This is a genomic window from Sphingomonas qilianensis, assembly GCF_039614825.1.
Classification (GTDB): domain Bacteria; phylum Pseudomonadota; class Alphaproteobacteria; order Sphingomonadales; family Sphingomonadaceae; genus Sphingomonas; species Sphingomonas qilianensis.
In genome coordinates, this window is record NZ_JBDIMF010000006.1 from 76,767 (window position 1) to 97,036 (window position 20,270).

A 20,270-nucleotide genomic window follows, 5' to 3' on the forward strand; every position below is an offset into this window, starting at 1 on the left:
TCATCGCCGCAGTGTGACAGTGAGGTTACCCTTTTATGACACGCCTCCCGGGCGCTTGGGTTCGGCGCGATGCGCGGGGAGCAGGATCGACACGGTCGTGCCGGTGCCCACCAGGCTAGTAATATCGAGCCGTCCGCGATGCCGCTCGACGATGTGCTTGACGATGGCAAGCCCAAGCCCGGTGCCACCTGCGGCGCGGCTGCGGCCGGGATCGACACGGTAGAAGCGTTCGGTGAGCCGCGGCAGATGTTCTGCGGCAATACCTTCGCCACGATCAGCCACGCTCAGCCGGATCATGCCCGCCAGATCCTGCTCCAGTCGTACCGTCACCGGCATGTCCTTGCGGCCATATTTGATGCCGTTGCCGATCAAATTGTGCAGCATCTGGCTGAGTTGAACACGATCGCCGGCCACCGCCGGCACGTCCTCGGCGATCTCCAGCACCACCTCGCCCTTGATGATCTCGCTGCGCACTTCCTCGATCAGATCGGTCAAATCCACGGCGCGATCGGGCAGGCGGTATTTCTCCGCCTCGATCCGGCTGAGCGAGATGAGATCCTCGACCAGCCGCTGCATGCGGCGCGCCTCGTCGTTCATGATCTTCAGGAATCGCGCGCGGATTGCCGGGTCGTCACCGGCTTCCTCATTGAGCGTTTCGATATAGCCCAGGATCGATGCCAATGGCGTGCGCAATTCGTGGCTGGCATTGGCGACGAAATCGACGCGCATGCGCTCGGCAGCATAATTGTTGGTCTGATCGATCAGCTGCACGATGCGTTGCCCGTCGGCCCCGGCGCCGACGCGCATCTGCCAGCGCTGATCGAGCGTGCCGAGCCCGACCAGATCGATCGGCTCGGACACGCCGGGCTCGAGCGGGCCGACCAGGCGTTCGGCGGCGGCCGGGTGGCGGATCGCCATGCGCACGTCTTCGCCCACGATATGCCGCCCGAGCAGCGCGCGCGCCGGCGCGTTGGCCTGCGCCACCTGCCCATCGGCAACGATCAGGATCGGCTCGACGATCACTTCCAGCACGTCGTCCAGCCCGGGCGCGGGGGTTTCGGCCGGGCTGGGCGTGGGAGCGTCGTCCGTCACGGCTTCGCTCGTGCCCGCCGCCGCCAAAACCGCCGCCACTCCGCCAACCAACGTGACGAGCGTCGGCTGCACGTCATGGCTGAGCAGGAACACGGCAATGGCGGCGATGACGATGATGCCAATCGCGGTGAGCGTGCGCAGTCCGAAACCGTGGAACATGGGAGTGATCCTTGACGCTACCGTGCCTAACCAGACTGGGCCCGCTTGCCAGTTTTGCGGGATTTTGAAAGGTCTGGTGACGATCAGCGCCGAAATTTCCGCGGTAGTGCCGTTATCCGCCCTACGCTTGTTCAGCCAATACCGCGGTCTAGAATTGTGCTATGCCTATGTCGGATGCCGGGCGCGCGAGATCCGCCATTACGGCGGACGGCGCGGTCGTTCCGGCGGCAACGCCGCCCGGCCGAGGCGATATATGTCCGCAAGCTGACTAGCGAGTTCAGCACGCCGACATGCGGACAGCGGCAAAACCCGCCCATAGAGGAACAATTGAAGAAAGGGCCGCATGATGGCCAACAAGCGCTGGACCACCGAGGATGTCGAAGATTTGCGTACGCGCGTCGCCGCGGGGCAGACGGTGCCACGGATCGCCGCCGATTTGCAGCGCTCGCAGGAGGCCACACGCGCCCGGATGCAGATGCTGGGGCTCACCAAGCCGCGCCAGTTCAAGGCGGAACGGATAGTGGCCGATGTCGCCGTGATCGAGTTCGCGGAACAATAACCCCGGCACTCTGTTTCCATGCCGTTACAAACAGGGAGTAGAGCTATGTCCGATTATCGCAACAACGAGACCGTGGTTGTCGAAAAGCGCCGCGGTGCGGGCACGACGATCGCCATCATCGTGGTGGCGATCGCCGTCATCGTCGGTCTGTTGTTCGCCACCGGCTTCTGGAGCGCGGACGTCAAGAAGGACGGCGCGTTGCCGCAAGTGTCGGTCCAGGGCGGTGAGCTGCCGTCGGTCGACATGGATTCGAAGGAAGTCGTCGTCGGCACCAAGAAGACCGAAGTCGAAGTGCCCAAGGTCAAGACCGAAACCGAAACCGTCGACGTGCCGACGATCGGTGTAAAGGACAACGGCGAAAAGTAAGCTTTTCGACGTTTCACGATTTAGGGCTCCTACCCCGGCGGTAGGAGCCCTTTTTCGTATTATCAGCTTGGGCGATGCTTCATTTGCGCCAGCGTGGGGATCAGCTCCGCATAGGCGTCTATAATGGCGTCGGCGCCGAGTTCGCCGATCGGCTGCAACAGGAAGCCGAAGCTGACGGCGATGCTGGGGATGCCGGCGTTTCTCGCCGCCATGATGTCATAGATCGAGTCTCCAACGAACGCGGCGCTGCCGCCGCCCAATCGCCGGGTCATCTCGTCGATTGGCGCGCGATGGGGTTTGGCCAGGTCGGGGCCCAGCGTGTCCCCGCCGATCAGCGTGGCGAAGCGATCGAGCAGACCGAGTTCGGTCAGCAGCTTACGCGCCATGCTTTCGAACTTGTTTGTGACGATGGCGGTCTTCACGCCCCGCGCATCGAGTTCATCGAGCGCCGCCAGCGCGCCCGGATAGGGTCGTGAGTGAACCGCGATATGTGCGTCGTAATAGGCGAGCATGCGTTTGTAGAGCGGGCGGAAGGCATCGGGGTCGCAGCCGCCCGTGGCCTCCAGCCCCTGCGTCAGCATATGTCTGGCGCCGCCGCCGATCATCGTCTTGACCTGCGCGGTGGTCAGCGCCGGCCGTCCTGCTGAGGCCAGCGCGTGATTGACCGCCGCGGTGAGATCGCCCGACGTATCGAGGAACGTGCCGTCGAGGTCGAAGCCGATGATCGCGAAGGGAAAATTGGTCATGATGGCGGGCGTGCCAGCATTGCGCTGGAAATGACAAGGCTTTGGTGGCAGGCGGCGGGGTGATGGGAGCCACGATGACCGCTGGGACTACACCGATCGCCGCGATCATCCTTGCCGCGGGCAAGGGCACGCGGATGAAATCCGATCTGCATAAGGTGCTGCATCCAATCGCCGGGCGGCCGATGCTGCTGCATCTCGCTGCCGCCGTCGCGGATCTGGGCACGGAACGCACTGTGGTGGTCACCGGCGCGGGGCGCGAACAGGTCGAGGCGGCGGTTGGGCTGCTGGGCATCGCGACCGCGTTGCAGTCGGAGCAACGCGGCACCGCGCACGCCGTGTTGCAGGCGCAGGACGCGCTGCGCGGTTTCGACGGGATCGTGCTGATCCTCTATGGCGATGTCCCGTTGGTCAGCTCCAGTACGATGCGCCGCATGCTCGATGCGGTGCAGGGGGAAACGGCGCCCATCGCGGTGGTGCTTGGTTTCCGGCCGGCGACGCCCGGCGCCTACGGCCGGATCATCGCCGATGCGGATGGCGGCATCCGCAAGATGGTCGAAGCCAAGGATGCGACGCCTGCGGAGCTAACCGAAACGCTGTGCAATTCCGGGCTGATGGCGGTGCGTGCGCGCGATCTGTTCCGCTTGCTGGCGCTGGTCGGTAACGACAATGCGGCGAGGGAATATTATCTGCCCGATATCGTAATGCTCGCGCAGGCCGAAGGCGCCCGCTCGATCGTGATCGAGACCGCCGCCGATGAAGTCGCTGGCGTCAACAGCCGCGCCGAACTCGCCGTGGTCGAGGCGTCGTGGCAGGCGGGGCGCCGCGCGCAGGCGATGGCAGACGGGGCCACGTTGATCGCGCCCGAGACGGTGTGGTTCGCTTACGACACGGTCGTCGGCCGTGACGTGGTGATCGAGCCCAATGTGATTTTCGGCCCTGGTGTCACCATTGCCGATGGCGCGGTCATCCACGGCTTCAGCCATATCACCGGCGCCACGATCGGCGCGCGCGCCGAAGTCGGCCCGTATGCGCGGCTGCGCCCCGGCGCGGTGCTGGGCGCGCAATCAAAGGTCGGCAATTTCGTCGAGATGAAGAAGGCCGTGCTCGGCGCCGGCGCCAAGGCCAGCCATCTGACCTATCTCGGCGATGCCGACATCGGCGCGGGGGCCAATATCGGTGCCGGCACGATCACGTGCAATTATGACGGGTTCTTCAAAGCCAGGACCGTGATTGGCGCGGGCGCGTTCATCGGCTCGAACAGCGCGCTGGTTGCCCCCGTTACGATCGGTGGGGGGGCGATCGTCGCCGCGGGGTCGGTGGTGACGACAGATGTCGACGCCGATGCTTTGTGCATAGTAAGACCGCCACAGATCGCGAAACCCGGCTGGGCCAGGCGCTTCCGTGCGGCGATGACGGCGAAGAAGGCTGGAAAGTGATATCGTCCCATGATATCAGTTCCTGATGCGCACCTTGGTTGATCTACCGGACGATGACGTGGCCTGGCTCGATGGCGTTGCTCGAGCGGAAGGTAAGTCCCGAACTGCAGTGGTCAGAGAAGCGATTACCGCCTTTCGTCATGCCGAGAACAAGACGGAGATGGAGCAGTATTTCGGCCTGTGGGAACGGCACGGGTCGCGCGTCGATGGACTGGCCTACGAGCGGGAACTGCGCGAGGAGTGGCCGACAGCCGAAGGCTTGGACCGGTCATCCCGGTCCGACGTGGCGTGAGCGAGCGGTTCTTCGACACCAATATCGTCATCGACGTGCTGCATAATCGTCCGGTGGCCTGGGCCGAGCTCCGTCTGGCGACACGGTCGTGGATCAGTCGCATGACGTGGATCGAGGTCATGTCCGGTGTACCCGACACGGCCGGTGCGGAGACCGAACGCTTTCTTGGCCTGTTCGCCATGTGCGAGATCGAGGAGGGCATAGCGCGGCGGGCGGCGGCGCTGCGCCATCAGCGGCGCGGGCTGAAATCACCGGACGCTATCATCCTTGCGTCGGCCCAGCATCATGGCCGCATCCTCGTCACCCGCAACACCAAGGATTTCCCCGTCGACATGCCGGGCATCCGCGTTCCTTATTCTCTCTAACGGCAGGCCAGACACATGTGCGGCATCGTAGGAATCCTGGGCCAGGGCCCGGTGGCGGATCGCTTGCTCGACGGGCTCAAGCGGCTCGAATATCGTGGCTATGATTCGTCGGGCATGTGCACCGTGCACGACGGCATGTTCGATCGCCGACGGGCGCCGGGCAAGCTCGTCAACCTTGCGCGGCGGCTGCAGGAGGATCCGCTTCCCGGCGATAGCGGTATCGCGCACACGCGCTGGGCGACGCACGGCGCGCCGACCGAGGACAATGCGCACCCGCATATCGTCGGCGACGTGGTTCTGGTGCACAACGGCATCATCGAGAATTTCAAGCCGTTGCGCGATGAGCTGATCGCCGAGGGCCGTCAGTTCCTGTCGCAAACCGATACCGAGGTGGTCGCGCATCTGATCGATCGCGAACTGGGCCGCGGGTTCAAACCGCGCGAAGCGGTCGCCAATGTCCTTCCGCGCCTGCACGGTGCGTTTGCGCTCGGCGTGATGTTCAAATCGGAACCCGATCTGCTCATTGGCGCGCGATTGGGCGCGCCGCTTACGGTCGGCTATGGCGACGGCGAGAATTTCATCGGCTCCGATGCGCTCGCGCTGGCCCCGTTGACGCAGCGCATCGCCTATCTCGAGGAAGGTGACTGGGCGGTCGTCACCCGCGCGCATGTCCAAGTCTATGACAAGAACAATGATCCCGTGGAGCGCCCGATCGTCAACTCGGGCGCCTCCGGCCAACTCATGGACAAGGGCAATCATCGCCACTTCATGCAGAAGGAGATTTACGAGCAGCCGGTGGTCGTCGCGCAGACGCTGCGCTCGTATCTGCGCCCGCTTGAGGAGCAGGTCGCACTGCCCGATATGGAGTTCGATCTGGCGGGGGTCGAGCGTGTCGCGATCGTTGCTTGCGGCACGGCTTATTATGTCGGCATGATCGGCAAATACTGGATCGAGCAGCTCGCCCGCGTGCCCGTCGAGATCGATTTCGCCAGCGAGTTTCGCTATCGCGATCCGGTCTTCACCCCCAGCATGCTCGGCCTGGTCATCTCGCAATCAGGCGAGACGGCCGACACGCTGGCGGCGCTGCGCCACATGAAAGAATCCGGCCTGACCACCGGCGGGATCATCAACGTGCCGACCAGCAGCATGGCGCGGGAAGTCGATCTTCTGCTCCCTACGCATGCCGGCCCCGAGATTGGCGTCGCCTCAACCAAGGCGTTCACCTGCCAGCTCGCGGTGATGGCGGCGCTGGCGGTCAATCTCGCGCGGGCCAAGGGCAGGCTTAGCCGTGAAGACGAGCGCGATATCGTTCGCCATCTGCGCGAAGTGCCCGAGGCGATGAGCAAGGCGCTGGGTCACGACGCCGAGATCGAGGCGATCGCGCCGAAAATCGCGGTTGCGCGCGACGTGCTGTATCTCGGTCGGGGGCCGGAATACCCGATGGCGCTGGAGGGCGCGCTGAAGCTGAAGGAGATCAGCTATATCCACGCCGAGGGCTATGCCAGCGGGGAGATGAAGCACGGGCCCATCGCGCTGATCGACGATAGCGTGCCGCTGATCGTCATCGCCCCCTCCGGCCCGCTGTTCGACAAGACGGTGAGCAACATGCAGGAAGCGCAGGCGCGCGGCGCGCAGGTCGTGCTGATCTCGGACGCCGAGGGCATCGCGCAGGCCGGCGAGAACACAATAGCGACGATCGAGATGCCCAAGGTCCATCCGCTGATCGCGCCGCTTGTCTATGCCGTGCCGGTACAGTTGCTCGCTTATCATGTCGCCGTGTTCAAGGGCACCGACGTCGATCAGCCACGCAACCTGGCCAAATCGGTAACCGTCGAATAGCCGGTGCTTTTGCGGCGATTTGTCACCGGCATGCCGTGGCGATCGCACATTCTACGGTATTTGAGCCGTCTCAGATGTCACACCTTTGTTTCGATGCCGGACGGGGCCTTTCGACCGCTGCGGCGTTGACGGTGAAGGCGTGGTTCCCCAACCGCAAGGTTTGCTGCGGTCGGATCACGCGCGGCGGCAGCTCCGTTCGGGGCATAGCCGACAGCATAGGATGGTGAAGACGTGAGCGACGACCCAAAGAGCCGCGCAGTTCCCAGCGGGCGACTGTCACGCTTCGGCCATTTCGGGCGGCTGGCCGGTGGTGTCGCGGGCGGCATGCTCGCCGAAGGCGCGCGGCGGCTGGCCGATGGCGAGCGGCCCACGCTGCGCGGTATGATGCTCACGCCGGCCAATGTCGGGCGTGTCGCCGATCGTCTGTCGCATTTGCGCGGCGCGGCGATGAAGCTCGGGCAAATGATCTCGATGGACGCCGGGGATATGCTCCCGCCCGAACTGGCCGAGATCATGGCGCAGCTGCGCCAGAACGCACACCGTATGCCACCACAGCAGCTGCAGCAGGTGCTGGCGGCGGAATGGGGCAAGGACTGGCGAACACGCTTCGCGCGCTTCGATGCCACGCCGATCGCCGCCGCCTCGATCGGCCAGGTCCATCGTGCGCAGACGCGCGATGGGCGTGACCTCGCGATCAAGGTGCAATATCCCGGCGTGCGCGAGAGCATTGATGCCGATGTCGATAATGTCGCGACCCTGCTGCGCGTCTCGGGGTTGCTGCCGCGGGCGCTGGACATCGCGCCCCTGCTCGTCGTGGCCAAGGAGCAATTACGCGAAGAAGCCGATTACGTCCGCGAGGGCGAGCAGATGACACTGTTCGGTCGCCTGCTCGCCGATGCGCCCGATTATGTCGTACCGCTGCTCGACGCCGAATTCACGCGCGGGACCGTGCTCGCGATGAGCTTTGTCGAAGGGCGACCCATCGAGAGCTTGATCGACGCTCCGCAGGAGCAACGCGATGCCGCGACCCGCGCGTTGATCGCCCTGGTGCTGCGCGAACTGTTCGAGTTCGGCGTGATGCAGACCGACCCCAATTTCGCCAATTACCGTATCCAGTCCGAGACGGGGCGGCTGGTGCTGCTCGATTTCGGTGCCTCCCGGCCGGTCGCGTCCGCTACCATTGAGGGGTATCGCGGTTTATTGCGTGCGGCGATGGCGGGGGATCGCGATGCCACCCGCGCCGCTGCGCTGGAGGCCGGTTTTCTCGGCGACGGCGCAATCGCGCGGCATGGCGCCAAGCTTGATCAGATGATCGATGTGGTCATCGGCGAGCTGCGCCGGCCCGGTGCGTTCGACTTCAGCGACCGGCGCTTTGTCGGCGCGTTACGCGATCAGGGGATGGACGTCGCCGCGGATCAGGCGGCGTGGCATATTCCGCCGGCGGATATCCTGTTCGTGCAGCGCAAGATCAGCGGCACCGCGCTGCTCGCGGCACGCTTGCGGGCGCGGGTCGATGTGCGCTCGATGCTCGAGGATTACCTGTCGCCGGCGGGCTGACGCGGAAACGACCGTCCCCCGGCCCGCCGTGTCGACCTCAATCGCCGGCGCCGTTGTGCCAGGATAGCCGCTGCCACACCGAGATGAACAACGCGGCCGCGACGGGGCCGATCAACAACCCATTGAAGCCAAAAGCCGACAGGCCACCCAGGGTGGTGACGAGGACCACGAAATCGGGAATTTTGGTGTCCCGCCCGATGAGGATTGGTCGAAGGATATTATCGATCGAGCCGATCACCAAAACCCCGGCGAGCGCCATCGCCATTCCGCGCCAGATCTCCGCCGTGGCGAACAAATAAAGCGAAACGGGCACCCAGACCAGACCGGTGCCCACCGCGGGCAGTAGCGACGAGAGCGCCATGACGACGGCCCAGAGCAGCGCATTAGGCACACCGAGCAGCGCCATGATCGCGCCTCCGACCGAACCTTGTGCCGCGCCAACCAACACGCCGCCCTTCACGGTGGCGCGCACCACCGCCACGAAGCGCTCGGCCAGCATCCGGCGATCACCGGGGGCGAGCGGTACCGCCGCGCCGGCGCTTGCCGTCAGCGATCGTCCGTCGCGTAGCAGGAAGAACGTCACATACAGCATCACCGCCAGCGACAGCAGAAAACTCGCGGCGCCCTGGCCGATGGTCAGCGCGTGTGCGCTGATCACCTGCAGCCGTGAACTGATGCCCATCGACAGTTGGTTGCGCAGCGAATCGAGATCGGTGATGCCCGTCTCGCGCAGCAGTCGGGTGGCGGCATTGGGCAGGACCGCCTGGACGCGTGCGAACGTTGCCGGGATATCGATTTGCCCCGATTGGATCCCGGCATAGATCGTTCCGGCCTGATCGATCAGAAACATCGACAGCGCGACGGTCGGCAACACCGCCATGGCGATCACCACCAGCAGCGTCAGGATCGCCGCGAGATTGGGGCGCGCGGGGAAGCGCGCGAGCAGCCGATTATTGAGCGGCCAGAACATGATCGCCGCGACCACGCTCCACAGGATCGCGCCCAAAAAAGCCCACACCGACCAGACGAAGATCACCGATACTACGGCGGCAAGCACGCCGAAGGCCAAATAGGCGAGCGGCGGTTCGGGGCGGGCCTGGTGCTCACCGGCGTCGGGTCGGGGCGTACCGAGCGTCATGTGCTCGCCGATTTGGCTCGTTGCGCGATCCGGTGGCATTATCGTCTCCTGCGGCGGTCACGCGGATGCGCCCCGGCACATTTCGAGCGCATCGCCATGCCGATGGTGGCGTAAGCGACGCCCCGCACTCGATCGGAAAACTACGCCGTTGCGCGCTGCGTGCCAACTGAATCGGCCTCCGGCTCTACGTGTTTTCCGAGGCTACGATGCGATCCCGCTGTCGCGTATCATCGTGTCGAACGGCCGTTAGCCAGTGGATCGTTCATGCGCGCCCACCGTCGAGGTATCTGTCGTGACCCAACTTACCCCTACAAGCTCTGCAACGCCCGATGCCGCCAGCGCGCCGTCACAGGATGGGGATGGCAGCGCGGACCTGGTCGCGCGCGATGGCTATCGCTTTCACGTCCGCCCCGCCACGCCGGCGGATGAGCAAGCGCTGGCCGATCTGTTCCACCATGTCGATAAGGACGATTTGCGCTTCCGCTTCCTCAGTGCCGCGCAGAACGTCGCCCCCGATCAGCTGAAAGCATTGGTAACGCTCGATCATACCCGCACCGAGAATTTCCTGGCCATTGAACCGGAGACCGGGAGGATTATCGCCACGGCGATGCTGGCAGCGGATGCCACGCTGACCAGCGCCGAGGTGGCGATCGCGATACGATCGGAATTCAAGCGTCGGGGGATCAGCTGGACGTTGCTCGATCACGTCGCCCGGTGCGCCGCGGCCAAGGGCATCAAGACGCTCGAGTCGGTCGAAAGTCGTGAAAATCACGAGGCGATCCAGCTGGAGCGTGACATGGGATGGGTCGGGTCGGCCTGTGAGGGCGATGCGTCGCTGATCGTCTTGCGCACCACGCTTGATCCCAGCCGCGGCTGATTGCGCGGCCGTCCACGTGGTGCCCGCTGTATCGATCGGACCCATCGCTGGCCGGGGGGGAATCGCCGCCGACGCATCGTGGATTGGGCAGGAGCCGTCGTGCAACCGGCCGAACTTTGGTCTAGCGTGAACCTAGGTCACAGTTCGAAACGGGATAATCTTCGTGCGCTCAGATGGTTACGACAGCAACAGTGCTTTGGTTCAGTCCGGCGCGGCGATCGCGTTCGGCGGCACGCAGGGCGTGTACCGTCATGCGTCGAGCGCCACCGGCACCGACATGACTTTTTCGGTTTATGTGCCGCCGCACGCGCCCGGTGCGAAGCTGCCGGTCTTGTGGTATCTCTCGGGGCTCACCTGCACGCACGCCAACGTCACCGACAAGGGCGAGTATCGCGCCGCTTGCGCCGAGGCCGGGATCATCTTCGTCGCGCCCGATACGAGCCCGCGCGGCGCGGACGTGCCAGATGACGATGCCTATGATTTCGGCCAGGGTGCGGGCTTCTATGTCGATGCCACGCAGGCGCCGTGGGCGGCCAATTTCCGCATGCGCATGTATATCGAGGAGGAACTGCCCGCGCTGATCGCGGCGACGTTTCCGGCGGACATGGCGCGGCAGGGCATTACCGGCCATTCGATGGGTGGGCACGGCGCGCTGACCATCGGCTTGCGAAACCCGGATCGCTTCAAGAGCATCTCCGCCTTCGCGCCGATTGTGTCGCCGCTCAATTGCCCATGGGGCGAGAAGGCGCTGGGTGGCTATCTCGGGCCGGATCGTGCGGCGTGGCGCGGCTATGATGCCTGTGCGCTGATCGAGGATGGCGCGCGCGTGCCGGAACTGTTGGTTGATCAGGGCGATGCCGATCAATTCCTGACCGATCAGCTCAAGCCCGATTTGCTCCGTGCCGCCTGCGATGCCGCGGGCATCGATCTCACACTGCGGCTGCAGCCGGGCTATGATCACAGCTATTATTTCATCTCGACCTTCATGGCCGATCACGTGCGCTGGCACGCGGCGCGGCTGGCGCGGTGATGGAGCGTTACGATGTCGTGATCGTCGGTGCGGGCCAAGCGCGGCGCGCAGGCGGCGATCGCGCTGCGCCAGGCGAAGTTCGCCGACAGCATCGCCACCGGGGTTCTGGTCCAACCAGTACGATCTCAAACTACAGACCGTCGGCCTGTCGACCGGGTATGATCAGACCGTGCTGCGCGGCGACCCCGCGACGCGCAGCTTTTCGCTGATCTATACAGGGGGCAAGGTGATCGCGCTCGATTGCGTCAATGCGACCCGCGATTATGTGCAGGGCAGGGCAGGGCACTGGTGCTGGCCGGTGCGTCGCCGGACCCGGCGCGGCTCGCCGACCCGGCGCAAGTGCTGAAGGAGTTGGCCTGATCGTCGGCCACGTTCAAAGCGGCAAGGTTGCCTGTTCCCCCGGGGTCGCGCCGTCTTCCTGAATCGCGGACAAGGTCAGCCCGAGCAATCGTACGCCCGGCGCCACCGGCAACAGCGCTTCAAGCAAGATCGTTCCCGCCGCCAGGAAACCCGCTTGGTCCGCCACGGGCGACCCTGAGGACCGGGCGCGCGTGATCGTGCGGAAATCGGCATAGCGCAGCTTGAGCGTCACGGTGCGCCCCTGCGCGCCGCTGCGCTCGATCCGCACCCATGCCGCCTCCGCCACGCGCGCCATCGCCTCCAGCAATTCGCCGCGCTCGGTCAGATCGCGATCGAAGGTCCGTTCCGCGCCCACGGATTTGGTCGGGCGATCCACGCGCACCGGGCGATGATCGATGCCGCGCGCCGCGCCGAACAGATAATCCGCGCTGCTGCCGAAATGCGCGCGTAGCATCTCCAGCGGCTGTTCGCGCAGATCCGCGCCGCTCAGAATGCCCAGCCGCTCCATCTTCGCCGCCGTCACCGGCCCGACGCCGTGAAAGCGTCGCACCGGCAGGCCAGCAACAAACACGGCGCCCTTGGCCGGGGGGATCACGCAAACGCCATCCGGCTTGTTCTGGTCCGAGGCCAGTTTAGCGATGAACTTGTTGTACGACACGCCGGCCGACGCGGTAAGCCCCGTCTCCGTCTTGATCCGCGCGCGGATTTCCTCGGCGATGGCGCGCGCCGACCCTAGCCCGCGAACGTCCTCGGTCACGTCGAGATAGGCCTCGTCGAGCGACAGCGGCTCGATCAGCGCGGTATAATCGGCGAACACCGCGCGGATCTGCTGGCTGATCGCGCGATATACGTCGAAGCGCGGCGGCACGAACACCAGATCCGGGCAGCGCTTCAGCGCGGTGATCGAGGGCATGGCGGATTTCACGCCAAACGTGCGCGCCTCGTAACTCGCTGCTGCCACCACACCGCGTGCCTGCGCGCTGCCCACGGCCACCGGCTTGCCCTTCAGGCTGGGATCGTCGCGCTGCTCCACGCTCGCGTAAAAGGCATCCATATCGATATGGATTACTTTGCGCTGGGGGGGCGGATCGTCGGCCATTGTCGTGCCGACATAAGTGCGGACGCTTGAACAAACCAGAACAAAGCAAGAAAGAGGCTCGCACAAAGACCCGAAGATACGAAGCGTTCCTGTCGAAATCGCGCGGGCCAAAAGCTCGCGGGCTTAACGCGTGGCGCGCACCGAAACGCGCTATCTTGCCGCCTTCGTGTCTTCGTGCGGGGGCTAATCGACCGCGCCCCGCAAACCGCCATTACCGATCTACGTCACTTTCGGCTTGATCGCGCCCGGCCGGGTCGCTAGGCGCTCCCACCTGCAATGTTGTCGGGGCGTGGCGCAGTCTGGTAGCGCACTGGTCTCGGGGTCCAGGGGTCGTAGGTTCGAATCCTATCGCCCCGACCATTGCAGCTTGGATTTACCCCGACTGGCGTCCGCTGCGATAGCCGCCTGCGTGTTTGTCGCCCTTTTCAAGCTTTCTTTTTGCCATCCGCGTCGGGCTTTGCATGATGGATACGCCGCGTAAGTCGCTGCTCCTTGCGAGATAGCGCATCGCGCCGTATCGCACGGCGCATGATCAAACGCGCACTTCCCGTCACCCGCGAGGCCGATTTCTCCGCCTGGTACCAATCCGTCATCACCGAGGCCGATCTCGCCGAGGAATCCGGCGTCCGCGGCTGCATGGTCATCCGCCCCTGGGGCTATGGCATCTGGGAGCGGATCCAGCGGCTGCTCGATGATCGCATCAAGGCGACGGGGCACGAGAATTGCTATTTCCCGTTGTTCATCCCGCTCAGCTATTTCGAAAAAGAAGCCGAGCATGTCGAAGGCTTTGCCAAGGAAATGGCGGTCGTCACGCATCATCGGCTGGTTAGCGATGGCAAGGGCGGGCTGAAGCCCGATCCGACCGCCAAGCTGGAGGAGCCGCTGGTCGTGCGGCCTACCTCGGAAACCGTCATCGGCATGGCGTTTGCGCGCTGGGTGCAATCGTGGCGCGATCTGCCGGTGCTGATCAACCAGTGGGCCAATGTGGTGCGGTGGGAGATGCGCACGCGCATGTTCCTGCGCACGTCCGAATTCCTGTGGCAGGAGGGGCATACGGCGCACGCCACCCAGGCCGAGGCGGTGGACGAGACGCTGAAGATGCTCGAAGTGTATCGCAGCTTCGCCGAGGAATGCGTCGCGCTGCCGGTGGTGGCTGGCGAAAAGCCCGAGAATGAACGCTTCCCGGGCGCCGTCGCGACCTATTCGATCGAGGCGATGATGCAGGACGGCAAGGCGTTGCAGGCCGGCACCTCGCATTTCCTGGGCACCAATTTCGCGCATGCGCAGAATATCCGCTTCCAGAATGCCGCGGGCGAGCTTGAGCTGGCGCAGACCACCAGCTGGGGCATGTCGACGCGGATGATCGGCGGGCTGATCATGGTCCATGGCGACGACGATGGGCTGCGCGTGCCGCCGCGCGTCGCGCCGTGGCAAGTGGTGATCGTGCCGATGCTGCGCGACCAACCCGAGGACGAAGCGATCGTCGATTATTGCAAGGCGTTGCAGGCCGAGCTCGCCAAACAATCGGGGCTCGGCGAGCCGGTCCGTGCGCTGCTCGATCTCAAGTTCGGCAAGGCAGCGACCAAGCGCTGGGGCTGGGTCAAGAAAGGCGCGCCGATCATCATCGAGATCGGCGGACGCGACGTGGCCGGCGGTAATCTCTCGGTGATCCGGCGCGATCGGCTGTATCAGGAAAGCGGCAAACTCGACAGTGCGGTCGTCGCGCGGGACGCCTTCGTTGGCGGCGTGGGCGCTCTGCTGGAGGAGATCCAGACGGCGTTGTTCGACGAAGCGCATGCCCGGCTCCGCGCCAGCATCGCGCCGGTGGAAGATTGGGCCGGCGTCGAGGCGACGTTCGGCGAGGGCGTGAAAAACCCCGGCTGGGTCGATGTGCCATGGTCGAAGCCGACCGGCGCGGCGCTCGATGCGGTGGTGGAGCGGCTGAAGGCACTCAAGCTGACGATCCGTAACGCGCCGATGGGGCAGACGGGCCATCCCGACCAAGCGGGGGGCGCGACGACGTGCATCTTCACCGGCGCACCGGCGGTGGAACGCGTGCTGATCGGGCGCAGTTACTGACGGCAACCGCCGGGCACTATATGCCCGGCGGCGCAGTGCTTAGTGCTTGAGCGCGGCGAGCAGCGTCTCGGCGGCCTTGGCCGACGAGGCGGGGTTCTGCCCGGTGATCAGCAGGCCATCCGACACGACATGGACGCCCCAATCCTCGGTCTTTGAATAAACGCCGCCGCGCTCGGCCAGCATATCCTCGACCAGGAACGGCACCACATCGCTCAGGCCGACGGCCGCTTCTTCCGTGTTGGTGAAGCCGGTGACCGACTTGCCCTTGACCAGCGGCGTGCCATCCGTGGCCTGCACGTCGCGCAACACGCCGGGTGCATGGCAGACCAGAGCGACCGGCTTGCCGGCGGCGAGCGTGTCTTCGATCAGCGCGATCGATGCTGCGTCATTGGCGAGATCCCATAGCGGCCCGTGGCCACCCGGATAGAAGACCGCGTCATAGGCTGCGACATCGATGTCGCTTAGCACGTGCGTGGCGGCGAGCGCCGCAATCGCCTCGGCATCCGCCTCGAACCGGCGCGTCGCATCTGTCTGTGCATCGGGCGCCGCGCTGTTCGGATCGAGTGGCGGCTGGCCGCCCTTGGGTGACGCCAGCGTGAGCTCGGCACCGGCATCCTTGAACACGTAATAGGGGGCGGCAAGCTCTTCGAGCCAGAAGCCGGTTTTCTTGCCGGTATCGCCGAGATCGGCATGCGAGGTGAGGACGACGAGGATTTTCAACTTGGGTCTCCGATGTCGGCCGCTTCGGGCGGCGGCCAGGGTATCGCTTTCCCCATGTAGTGCGTCGTTCGGGCGTTACGACGCCCCGCACCGCTATCTCTTCGGTGCGGTCTCGATCTGGGCGCCGACATGCGCCGCACCGCGCGCTTCGGCGAGCTGCACCTGGCGGTGGCGCTCGGCATAGCCGGCGCGTTGCGCCGCATCGCGCGTGTCGTGGCAGGCCGGGCAGCTTACGCCTTCCTCGTACAGCGGCGATGCCCGCTCCTCGGCGCTGACCGGCATGCGGCAGGCGTGGCACAGGCTGTGCGTGCCGAGCGCCAGGCCGTGACCAACGCTGACGCGCTGATCAAATACGAAACATTCGCCGTGCCAGCGGCTTTGCTCGGGCGGCACTTCCTCGAGATATTTGAGGATGCCGCCTTGCAGGTGATGGACGTCCTCGATCCCCTCGGCCTTCAGAAAGGCGGTCGATTTCTCGCAGCGGATGCCGCCGGTGCAGAACATGGCGATGGTCTTACCGGCGAGCTCCTCGCGATGTGCGCGGAACCAGGCAGGGAAATCGCTGAAGCTGTGCGTCTGCGGATCGATCGCGCCCGCGAAGGTGCCGACGCGCACTTCGTAATCGTTGCGCGTGTCGATCACCACCGTGTCCGGGCGGTCGATCAGCGCGTTCCAGTCGGCTGGTTTGACGTAATGGCCCGTGCCGGCGAGCGGATCGATGTCGGGCTCGCCCATCGTCACGATCTCGCGCTTGAGCCGCACCTTCATGCGCAGGAAGGGGGGCGTCTCGGCATGGCTGTCCTTGCTGACGAGATCGGCGCAGCCGGGCAGTGTGCGGATATGCGCCAGCACGGCATCGATCGCCGCCGCGCTGCCGGCAATCGTGCCGTTGATCCCCTCGCGCGCCAGCAGCAGCGTGCCTTTGACGCGCTGCGCGGTGCACACGCCCAGCAATGGCCCGCGCAGCGCGGCGGGATCGGGAAAGCGGGTAAAGTGGTAAAGCGCGGTGACGCGCAGGGGAGCGGGGGCGGTCATATCGCCTGGCGTGTACGACCGCCCCCCGCCGCTGGCAATTACGCCGCCTTCAGCGACTGCATGTCGATGACGAAGCGATACTTCACATCGCTCTTCACCATCCGCTCATAGGCGCCATCGATGCTCTGGATATCGATCATCTCGATGTCCGCGGTCAGCCCGTGCTGCACGCAGAAATCGAGCATTTCCTGCGTCTCCTGAATGCCGCCGATCAGCGATCCGGCGATCGAGCGCCGCTTGAACACCAGATCGCCGACGCTGGGCGACGGATGCGGCGTCTCCGGCACACCGACGAGCGTCATCGTGCCATCGCGCTTGAGCAGGCGCAGGAACGGATCGAGATCATGCGCCGCGGCGACGGTGTTGAGGATGAAATCGAAGCTGTTGGCATGGTCGCCCATCGCCGCGTCATCCTTGGACACGATCAGATCGGTCGCGCCCAAACGCTTGGCGTCGTCGCGCTTGGTTGGTGAGGTGCTGAAGACATAGACGTCGGCGCCCATCGCCTTGGCGATCTTGACGCCCATATGGCCGAGACCACCCAGGCCAACCACGCCGACCTTCTGGCCTGGTCCCACCTTCCAGTGATGCAGCGGCGAATAGGTGGTGATGCCGGCGCACAGCAACGGCGCGACCGCGGCGAGATCCGCTTCGTCATGCCCTACCTTGAGCACGAAATCCTGCTTGACCACGATATGGTCGGAATAGCCGCCAAACGTATAGCCGCCCGAGACGGTGTCCGGCGCGTCATAGGTGCCGACGAACCCGGTCGTCTCGCAATATTGCTCTTCGCCGTCAGTGCACGACGGGCAATGCCCGCAGCTATCGACCATGCAGCCGACGCCGGCGAGATCGCCGACGGCAAACTTGGTGACATTGCTGCCCACCGCCGAAACGCGGCCGACGATCTCGTGGCCGGGCACGCACGGATAATTGACCGAGCCCCATTCGCCACGCGCGGTGTGCAGATCGGAATGGCACACGCCGCAGAACAGGATGTCGATCGCGACATCATCGGGCAGCGGATCGCGACGCTCGAATGAGAAGGGGGCGAAGGGCGCGTCGGCAGACGGCGCCGCGTAGGCATGGGCGGTGGTGGTGATACGGAATTCCTCGGATCGGGGCGGGGAAGGGGGGACCGGTAAATGGCGCTCTTCCTGCGTGTCACAAGGTGCGTTGTTGATATTAGCCGAACAACGCGGCCCAGTGCTGGGAGAACCGGTCGTGCTCGGCAGGCGTCAGGTGCAGCCCGACTTTGCTGCGGCGCATGAGCGCGTCGTCGGGCGACCGCGCCCATTCGCGATCATGCAGCCAGCGTGCCTCGAGTTCCGTCAGTCCACCGCCCAGATCGCTGCCGAGATCGGCCTCGCTTTGCACGCCGGCGAGCATCTCCGCCAGCATCGATCCGTAGGCGCGCGCCATTCGCTCGGCGCGCTTCTCGCCCAGAAACGGCCAGGTCTGGCGCACCTGCGTTAGGAACGTGGGGAAGTCGGTGATCGCCCCGCCGGGGAAAACGCGCGCACGCGTCACCGGATGCGCGCGGAAGCCGAGCGGCGCGGCCAGCTTGCCCAGCGCTTCCTCGGCCAGATGCCGCGCGGTGGTGATCTTGCCGCCGAAGATCGACAGCAGCGCCGGGCCATTGGTGTCCAGCTCCAGCACATAATCGCGCGTCACTTCCTTGGCCTCGCTGGCGCCGTCGTCATACAGCGGGCGCACGCCGGACCATGTCGAGGTCACGTCGCCGGGGGCGATCTGCTTGGTGAAGTGGCGGTTCGCGGCCTCGCACAGATAGGCGATCTCGCCGTCGTCGATTTGGGCGTCCTCGGGGCGCTCGACCGGCACGTCGGTGGTGCCGATCTCGGTGCCGCCTTGATAGGGAATGGCGAAGACGATGCGGCGATCGGGCTGCTGCAGGATATAGGCGTGGTCGCCTTCGTACAATTTGGGCACGACGATGTGGCTGCCCTTGACCAGCCGCACGTTGCTCGCCGCGTTGACGCCGAGGCTGCCGAGCATCTCATGCACCCAGGGCCCGGCGGCATTGACGATCGCGCGCGCCTCGACCGTGCGCCAGTCCGATAGCGTCGCGCGCCACACGCCGTCCTCGCGCCGCGCCGATTCGACCGCGATGCCGACCAGAACGTCGGCGCCATTGGCGGCGGCATCCATCGCGTTGAGCACGGTCAGCCGCGCATCGTCGACAAAGGCGTCGGAATATACAAAGCCCTTATGCCCGCCCTTGAGCGGCGCGGTGTAGGCGGCATCGCTGCTCCGCAGCCCGCGCGACCGCGCCAGCGTCATCTTGCCGCCGAGGAAATCGTACAGATACAGCCCGAGCCGCACCATCCACCACGGGCGGACGGCGTTTCCATGCGGCAGCACAAAGCGCATCGGCCAGATAATATGCGGCGCGGCCTTCACCAGCCGCTCGCGCTCGCGCAGCGCTTCCGCCACCAGCTTGAAGTCGTAAAACTCAAGATAGCGCAGGCCGCCATGGATCAGCTTGGTCGAGGCCGACGAGGTGTGCGCGGCGAGATCGTCGCGTTCGACCAGCAGCACCTTGAGCCCGTGCAGCGCCGCTTCCCGCGCGATCGCGCAGCCATTGATACCGCCGCCGATGATGAGGAGATCGTAAGTCACCGCTGTCATCTAGCGGATGGGCCGGCGGGCGACTACCCGGCAAACGGAAGGGATAGTGTTGACGCACCGCCGTAACCTAGGGATTGGGTCGGGGCCTGCGCTGCGGCGAGAATTTGCCGCCGCTGATCGAGCCGCCGCGTGCACCTAAAATTCTCAGCCGCTGCCGATGGCATCAACGGCGTGGTAGACCGGGACCAAGCACGGGCCACGATCGGGGGAAGGTGCGCGCCACCGCCGGTCACCGGATGCTCTGGGACACCTGGCGCCCCGCCCCAAGGATCGGGCGTGCAACAGATTGACCGGTGCCGAGTCGGCTTGTATAGGCGCGGCTGCTTGGAGGGCCATTGTGTCTCCTGGGCAAGCTTGAACATTGCTGGATGCATTCCAGGGCCCGGGAGGCGGTAACGCCTCTAACGGTCCTTTTTGTATTCCTCGGCGCTTTAGGGCTCCAGCAAAGTAACCATTTGAAAGGTGAAGGCTTCAATGCCGACGATTAACCAGCTGGTCCGCAAGGGCCGCGATCCGCAGAAGGCCAAATCCAAGGTCCCTGCGATGGAACAGAACCCGCAGAAGCGCGGCGTTTGCACGCGCGTTTACACGACGACCCCGAAGAAGCCGAACTCGGCATTGCGCAAGGTAGCCAAGGTCCGCCTGACCAACCAGCGCGAAGTGATTTCGTACATTCCGGGTGAAGGCCACAACCTGCAGGAGCACTCCGTGGTCCTGATCCGCGGCGGTCGTGTGCGCGATCTTCCCGGTGTTCGTTACCACGTCCTGCGCGGCGTGCTCGATACACAGGGTGTGAAGGATCGTCGCCAGTCGCGTTCCAAGTACGGCGCCAAGCGTCCGAAGTAAGCCGGGCAGTTATCTGACCCACCAAG

General features: G+C 65.1%; 19 protein-coding genes, 1 tRNA gene and 1 pseudogene. 13 read left to right on the forward strand and 8 right to left on the reverse strand.

The annotated features are described in order from the left end of the window. Positions 1–33: 33 nt before the first annotated feature. On the reverse strand, positions 34–1,251 hold the full coding sequence (locus tag ABC969_RS13425) for an ATP-binding protein (RefSeq protein WP_345865573.1): 1,218 nt from the start codon (positions 1,249–1,251) through the stop codon (positions 34–36). A gap of 343 nt (positions 1,252–1,594) precedes the next feature. Here ABC969_RS13425 and ABC969_RS13430 point away from each other — a divergent pair, with 343 nt between their 5' ends. After that, entirely contained in the window at positions 1,595–1,810 is a 216-nt protein-coding gene (locus tag ABC969_RS13430) for a hypothetical protein (RefSeq protein WP_345865575.1), read from the forward strand. A gap of 45 nt (positions 1,811–1,855) precedes the next feature. Beyond that, complete coding sequence (locus ABC969_RS13435; protein WP_345865577.1) at positions 1,856–2,176, forward strand: hypothetical protein; 321 nt, start codon at positions 1,856–1,858, stop codon at positions 2,174–2,176. A gap of 62 nt (positions 2,177–2,238) precedes the next feature. On the opposite strand, the gene ABC969_RS13440 is transcribed toward ABC969_RS13435, so the two are convergent. After that, positions 2,239–2,922, reverse strand: a complete 684-nt coding sequence (locus tag ABC969_RS13440; protein ID WP_345865579.1) for an HAD-IA family hydrolase — start codon at positions 2,920–2,922, stop codon at positions 2,239–2,241. Between the two features lie 74 nt (positions 2,923–2,996). On the opposite strand from ABC969_RS13440, the gene glmU reads away from it, so the two are divergent. The 5 genes from glmU to ABC969_RS13465 all read left to right on the forward strand — a co-directional run bounded on the left by glmU (position 2,997) and on the right by ABC969_RS13465 (position 8,411). Continuing rightward, on the forward strand, positions 2,997–4,358 hold the full coding sequence (gene glmU / locus ABC969_RS13445) for a bifunctional UDP-N-acetylglucosamine diphosphorylase/glucosamine-1-phosphate N-acetyltransferase GlmU (protein WP_345865581.1): 1,362 nt from the start codon (positions 2,997–2,999) through the stop codon (positions 4,356–4,358). 25 nt (positions 4,359–4,383) lie between these two features. Beyond that, complete coding sequence (locus ABC969_RS13450) at positions 4,384–4,650, forward strand: ribbon-helix-helix protein, CopG family (RefSeq protein WP_345865582.1); 267 nt, start codon at positions 4,384–4,386, stop codon at positions 4,648–4,650. Next, positions 4,647–5,015 carry a type II toxin-antitoxin system VapC family toxin gene (locus tag ABC969_RS13455; RefSeq protein ID WP_345865584.1) on the forward strand — a complete coding sequence of 123 codons (369 nt, stop codon included), beginning with the start codon at positions 4,647–4,649 and terminating at the stop codon, positions 5,013–5,015. The genes ABC969_RS13450 and ABC969_RS13455 overlap by 4 nt, the downstream gene beginning before the upstream one ends. A 15-nt stretch (positions 5,016–5,030) precedes the next feature. Further along, complete coding sequence (glmS, locus tag ABC969_RS13460) at positions 5,031–6,854, forward strand: glutamine--fructose-6-phosphate transaminase (isomerizing) (protein WP_345865586.1); 1,824 nt, start codon at positions 5,031–5,033, stop codon at positions 6,852–6,854. Between the two features lie 231 nt (positions 6,855–7,085). Further along, positions 7,086–8,411 (forward strand): ABC1 kinase family protein, encoded by a 1,326-nt coding sequence (locus ABC969_RS13465; RefSeq protein ID WP_345865588.1) that lies wholly within the window; start codon positions 7,086–7,088, stop codon positions 8,409–8,411. 37 nt (positions 8,412–8,448) lie between these two features. Here ABC969_RS13465 and ABC969_RS13470 read toward each other — a convergent pair whose 3' ends face one another. Further along, on the reverse strand, positions 8,449–9,588 hold the full coding sequence (locus tag ABC969_RS13470; protein WP_345865590.1) for an AI-2E family transporter: 1,140 nt from the start codon (positions 9,586–9,588) through the stop codon (positions 8,449–8,451). 253 nt (positions 9,589–9,841) lie between these two features. On the opposite strand from ABC969_RS13470, the gene ABC969_RS13475 reads away from it, so the two are divergent. From ABC969_RS13475 to ABC969_RS13485, 3 genes and pseudogenes are all read left to right on the forward strand, one after another. Next, a complete protein-coding gene (locus ABC969_RS13475) occupies positions 9,842–10,426 on the forward strand; it encodes a GNAT family N-acetyltransferase (protein ID WP_345865592.1) in 585 nt (194 codons plus the stop codon). A 196-nt stretch (positions 10,427–10,622) separates the two neighbouring features. Continuing rightward, the gene (gene fghA / locus ABC969_RS13480; RefSeq protein ID WP_345865860.1) at positions 10,623–11,456 is read left to right on the forward strand and encodes an S-formylglutathione hydrolase; all 834 of its coding nucleotides are present in this window, start codon (positions 10,623–10,625) and stop codon (positions 11,454–11,456) included. A 97-nt stretch (positions 11,457–11,553) separates the two neighbouring features. Further along, positions 11,554–11,816, forward strand: a pseudogene (locus tag ABC969_RS13485) (oxidoreductase C-terminal domain-containing protein); the annotation flags it as partial. A 13-nt stretch (positions 11,817–11,829) separates the two neighbouring features. On the opposite strand, the gene dinB reads toward ABC969_RS13485, so the two are convergent. After that, complete coding sequence (gene dinB, locus ABC969_RS13490; protein ID WP_345865593.1) at positions 11,830–12,915, reverse strand: DNA polymerase IV; 1,086 nt, start codon at positions 12,913–12,915, stop codon at positions 11,830–11,832. Positions 12,916–13,198: 283 nt separating this feature from the next. On the opposite strand from dinB, the gene ABC969_RS13495 reads away from it, so the two are divergent. Then, a tRNA-Pro gene (locus ABC969_RS13495) sits at positions 13,199–13,275 on the forward strand. A gap of 168 nt (positions 13,276–13,443) precedes the next feature. After that, the gene (proS, locus tag ABC969_RS13500; RefSeq protein ID WP_345865595.1) at positions 13,444–14,994 is read left to right on the forward strand and encodes a proline--tRNA ligase; all 1,551 of its coding nucleotides are present in this window, start codon (positions 13,444–13,446) and stop codon (positions 14,992–14,994) included. Positions 14,995–15,033: 39 nt separating this feature from the next. On the opposite strand, the gene ABC969_RS13505 is transcribed toward proS, so the two are convergent. From ABC969_RS13505 to glpD, 4 genes are all read right to left on the reverse strand, one after another. Beyond that, entirely contained in the window at positions 15,034–15,714 is a 681-nt protein-coding gene (locus tag ABC969_RS13505; protein ID WP_345865597.1) for a type 1 glutamine amidotransferase domain-containing protein, read from the reverse strand. Between the two features lie 93 nt (positions 15,715–15,807). Beyond that, complete coding sequence (gene trhO / locus ABC969_RS13510; RefSeq protein ID WP_345865599.1) at positions 15,808–16,749, reverse strand: oxygen-dependent tRNA uridine(34) hydroxylase TrhO; 942 nt, start codon at positions 16,747–16,749, stop codon at positions 15,808–15,810. A 38-nt stretch (positions 16,750–16,787) separates the two neighbouring features. Beyond that, on the reverse strand, positions 16,788–17,852 hold the full coding sequence (locus ABC969_RS13515) for an NAD(P)-dependent alcohol dehydrogenase (protein WP_345865861.1): 1,065 nt from the start codon (positions 17,850–17,852) through the stop codon (positions 16,788–16,790). 82 nt (positions 17,853–17,934) lie between these two features. Continuing rightward, entirely contained in the window at positions 17,935–19,398 is a 1,464-nt protein-coding gene (gene glpD, locus ABC969_RS13520; RefSeq protein ID WP_380807865.1) for a glycerol-3-phosphate dehydrogenase, read from the reverse strand. 474 nt (positions 19,399–19,872) lie between these two features. Here glpD and rpsL point away from each other — a divergent pair, with 474 nt between their 5' ends. Next, positions 19,873–20,244: a 30S ribosomal protein S12 gene (rpsL, locus tag ABC969_RS13525; RefSeq protein ID WP_019516007.1), complete on the forward strand. Its 372-nt coding sequence runs from the start codon at positions 19,873–19,875 to the stop codon at positions 20,242–20,244. The last annotated feature ends 26 nt before the right edge of the window (positions 20,245–20,270 follow it).

Coding starts and splice junctions, on each gene's coding strand:
- ABC969_RS13440 (WP_345865579.1), bottom strand. CDS start 2,922: ATGACCAATTTTCCCTTCGCGATCATCGGCTTCGACCTCGACGGCACG.
- ABC969_RS13430 (WP_345865575.1), top strand. CDS start 1,595: ATGATGGCCAACAAGCGCTGGACCACCGAGGATGTCGAAGATTTGCGT.
- dinB (WP_345865593.1), bottom strand. CDS start 12,915: ATGGCCGACGATCCGCCCCCCCAGCGCAAAGTAATCCATATCGATATG.
- ABC969_RS13435 (WP_345865577.1), top strand. CDS start 1,856: ATGTCCGATTATCGCAACAACGAGACCGTGGTTGTCGAAAAGCGCCGC.
- ABC969_RS13450 (WP_345865582.1), top strand. CDS start 4,384: ATGCGCACCTTGGTTGATCTACCGGACGATGACGTGGCCTGGCTCGAT.
- glmU (WP_345865581.1), top strand. CDS start 2,997: ATGACCGCTGGGACTACACCGATCGCCGCGATCATCCTTGCCGCGGGC.
- glmS (WP_345865586.1), top strand. CDS start 5,031: ATGTGCGGCATCGTAGGAATCCTGGGCCAGGGCCCGGTGGCGGATCGC.
- proS (WP_345865595.1), top strand. CDS start 13,444: ATGATCAAACGCGCACTTCCCGTCACCCGCGAGGCCGATTTCTCCGCC.
- ABC969_RS13425 (WP_345865573.1), bottom strand. CDS start 1,251: ATGTTCCACGGTTTCGGACTGCGCACGCTCACCGCGATTGGCATCATC.
- glpD (WP_380807865.1), bottom strand. CDS start 19,398: ATGACAGCGGTGACTTACGATCTCCTCATCATCGGCGGCGGTATCAAT.
- trhO (WP_345865599.1), bottom strand. CDS start 16,749: ATGACCGCCCCCGCTCCCCTGCGCGTCACCGCGCTTTACCACTTTACC.
- rpsL (WP_019516007.1), top strand. CDS start 19,873: ATGCCGACGATTAACCAGCTGGTCCGCAAGGGCCGCGATCCGCAGAAG.
- ABC969_RS13470 (WP_345865590.1), bottom strand. CDS start 9,588: ATGCCACCGGATCGCGCAACGAGCCAAATCGGCGAGCACATGACGCTC.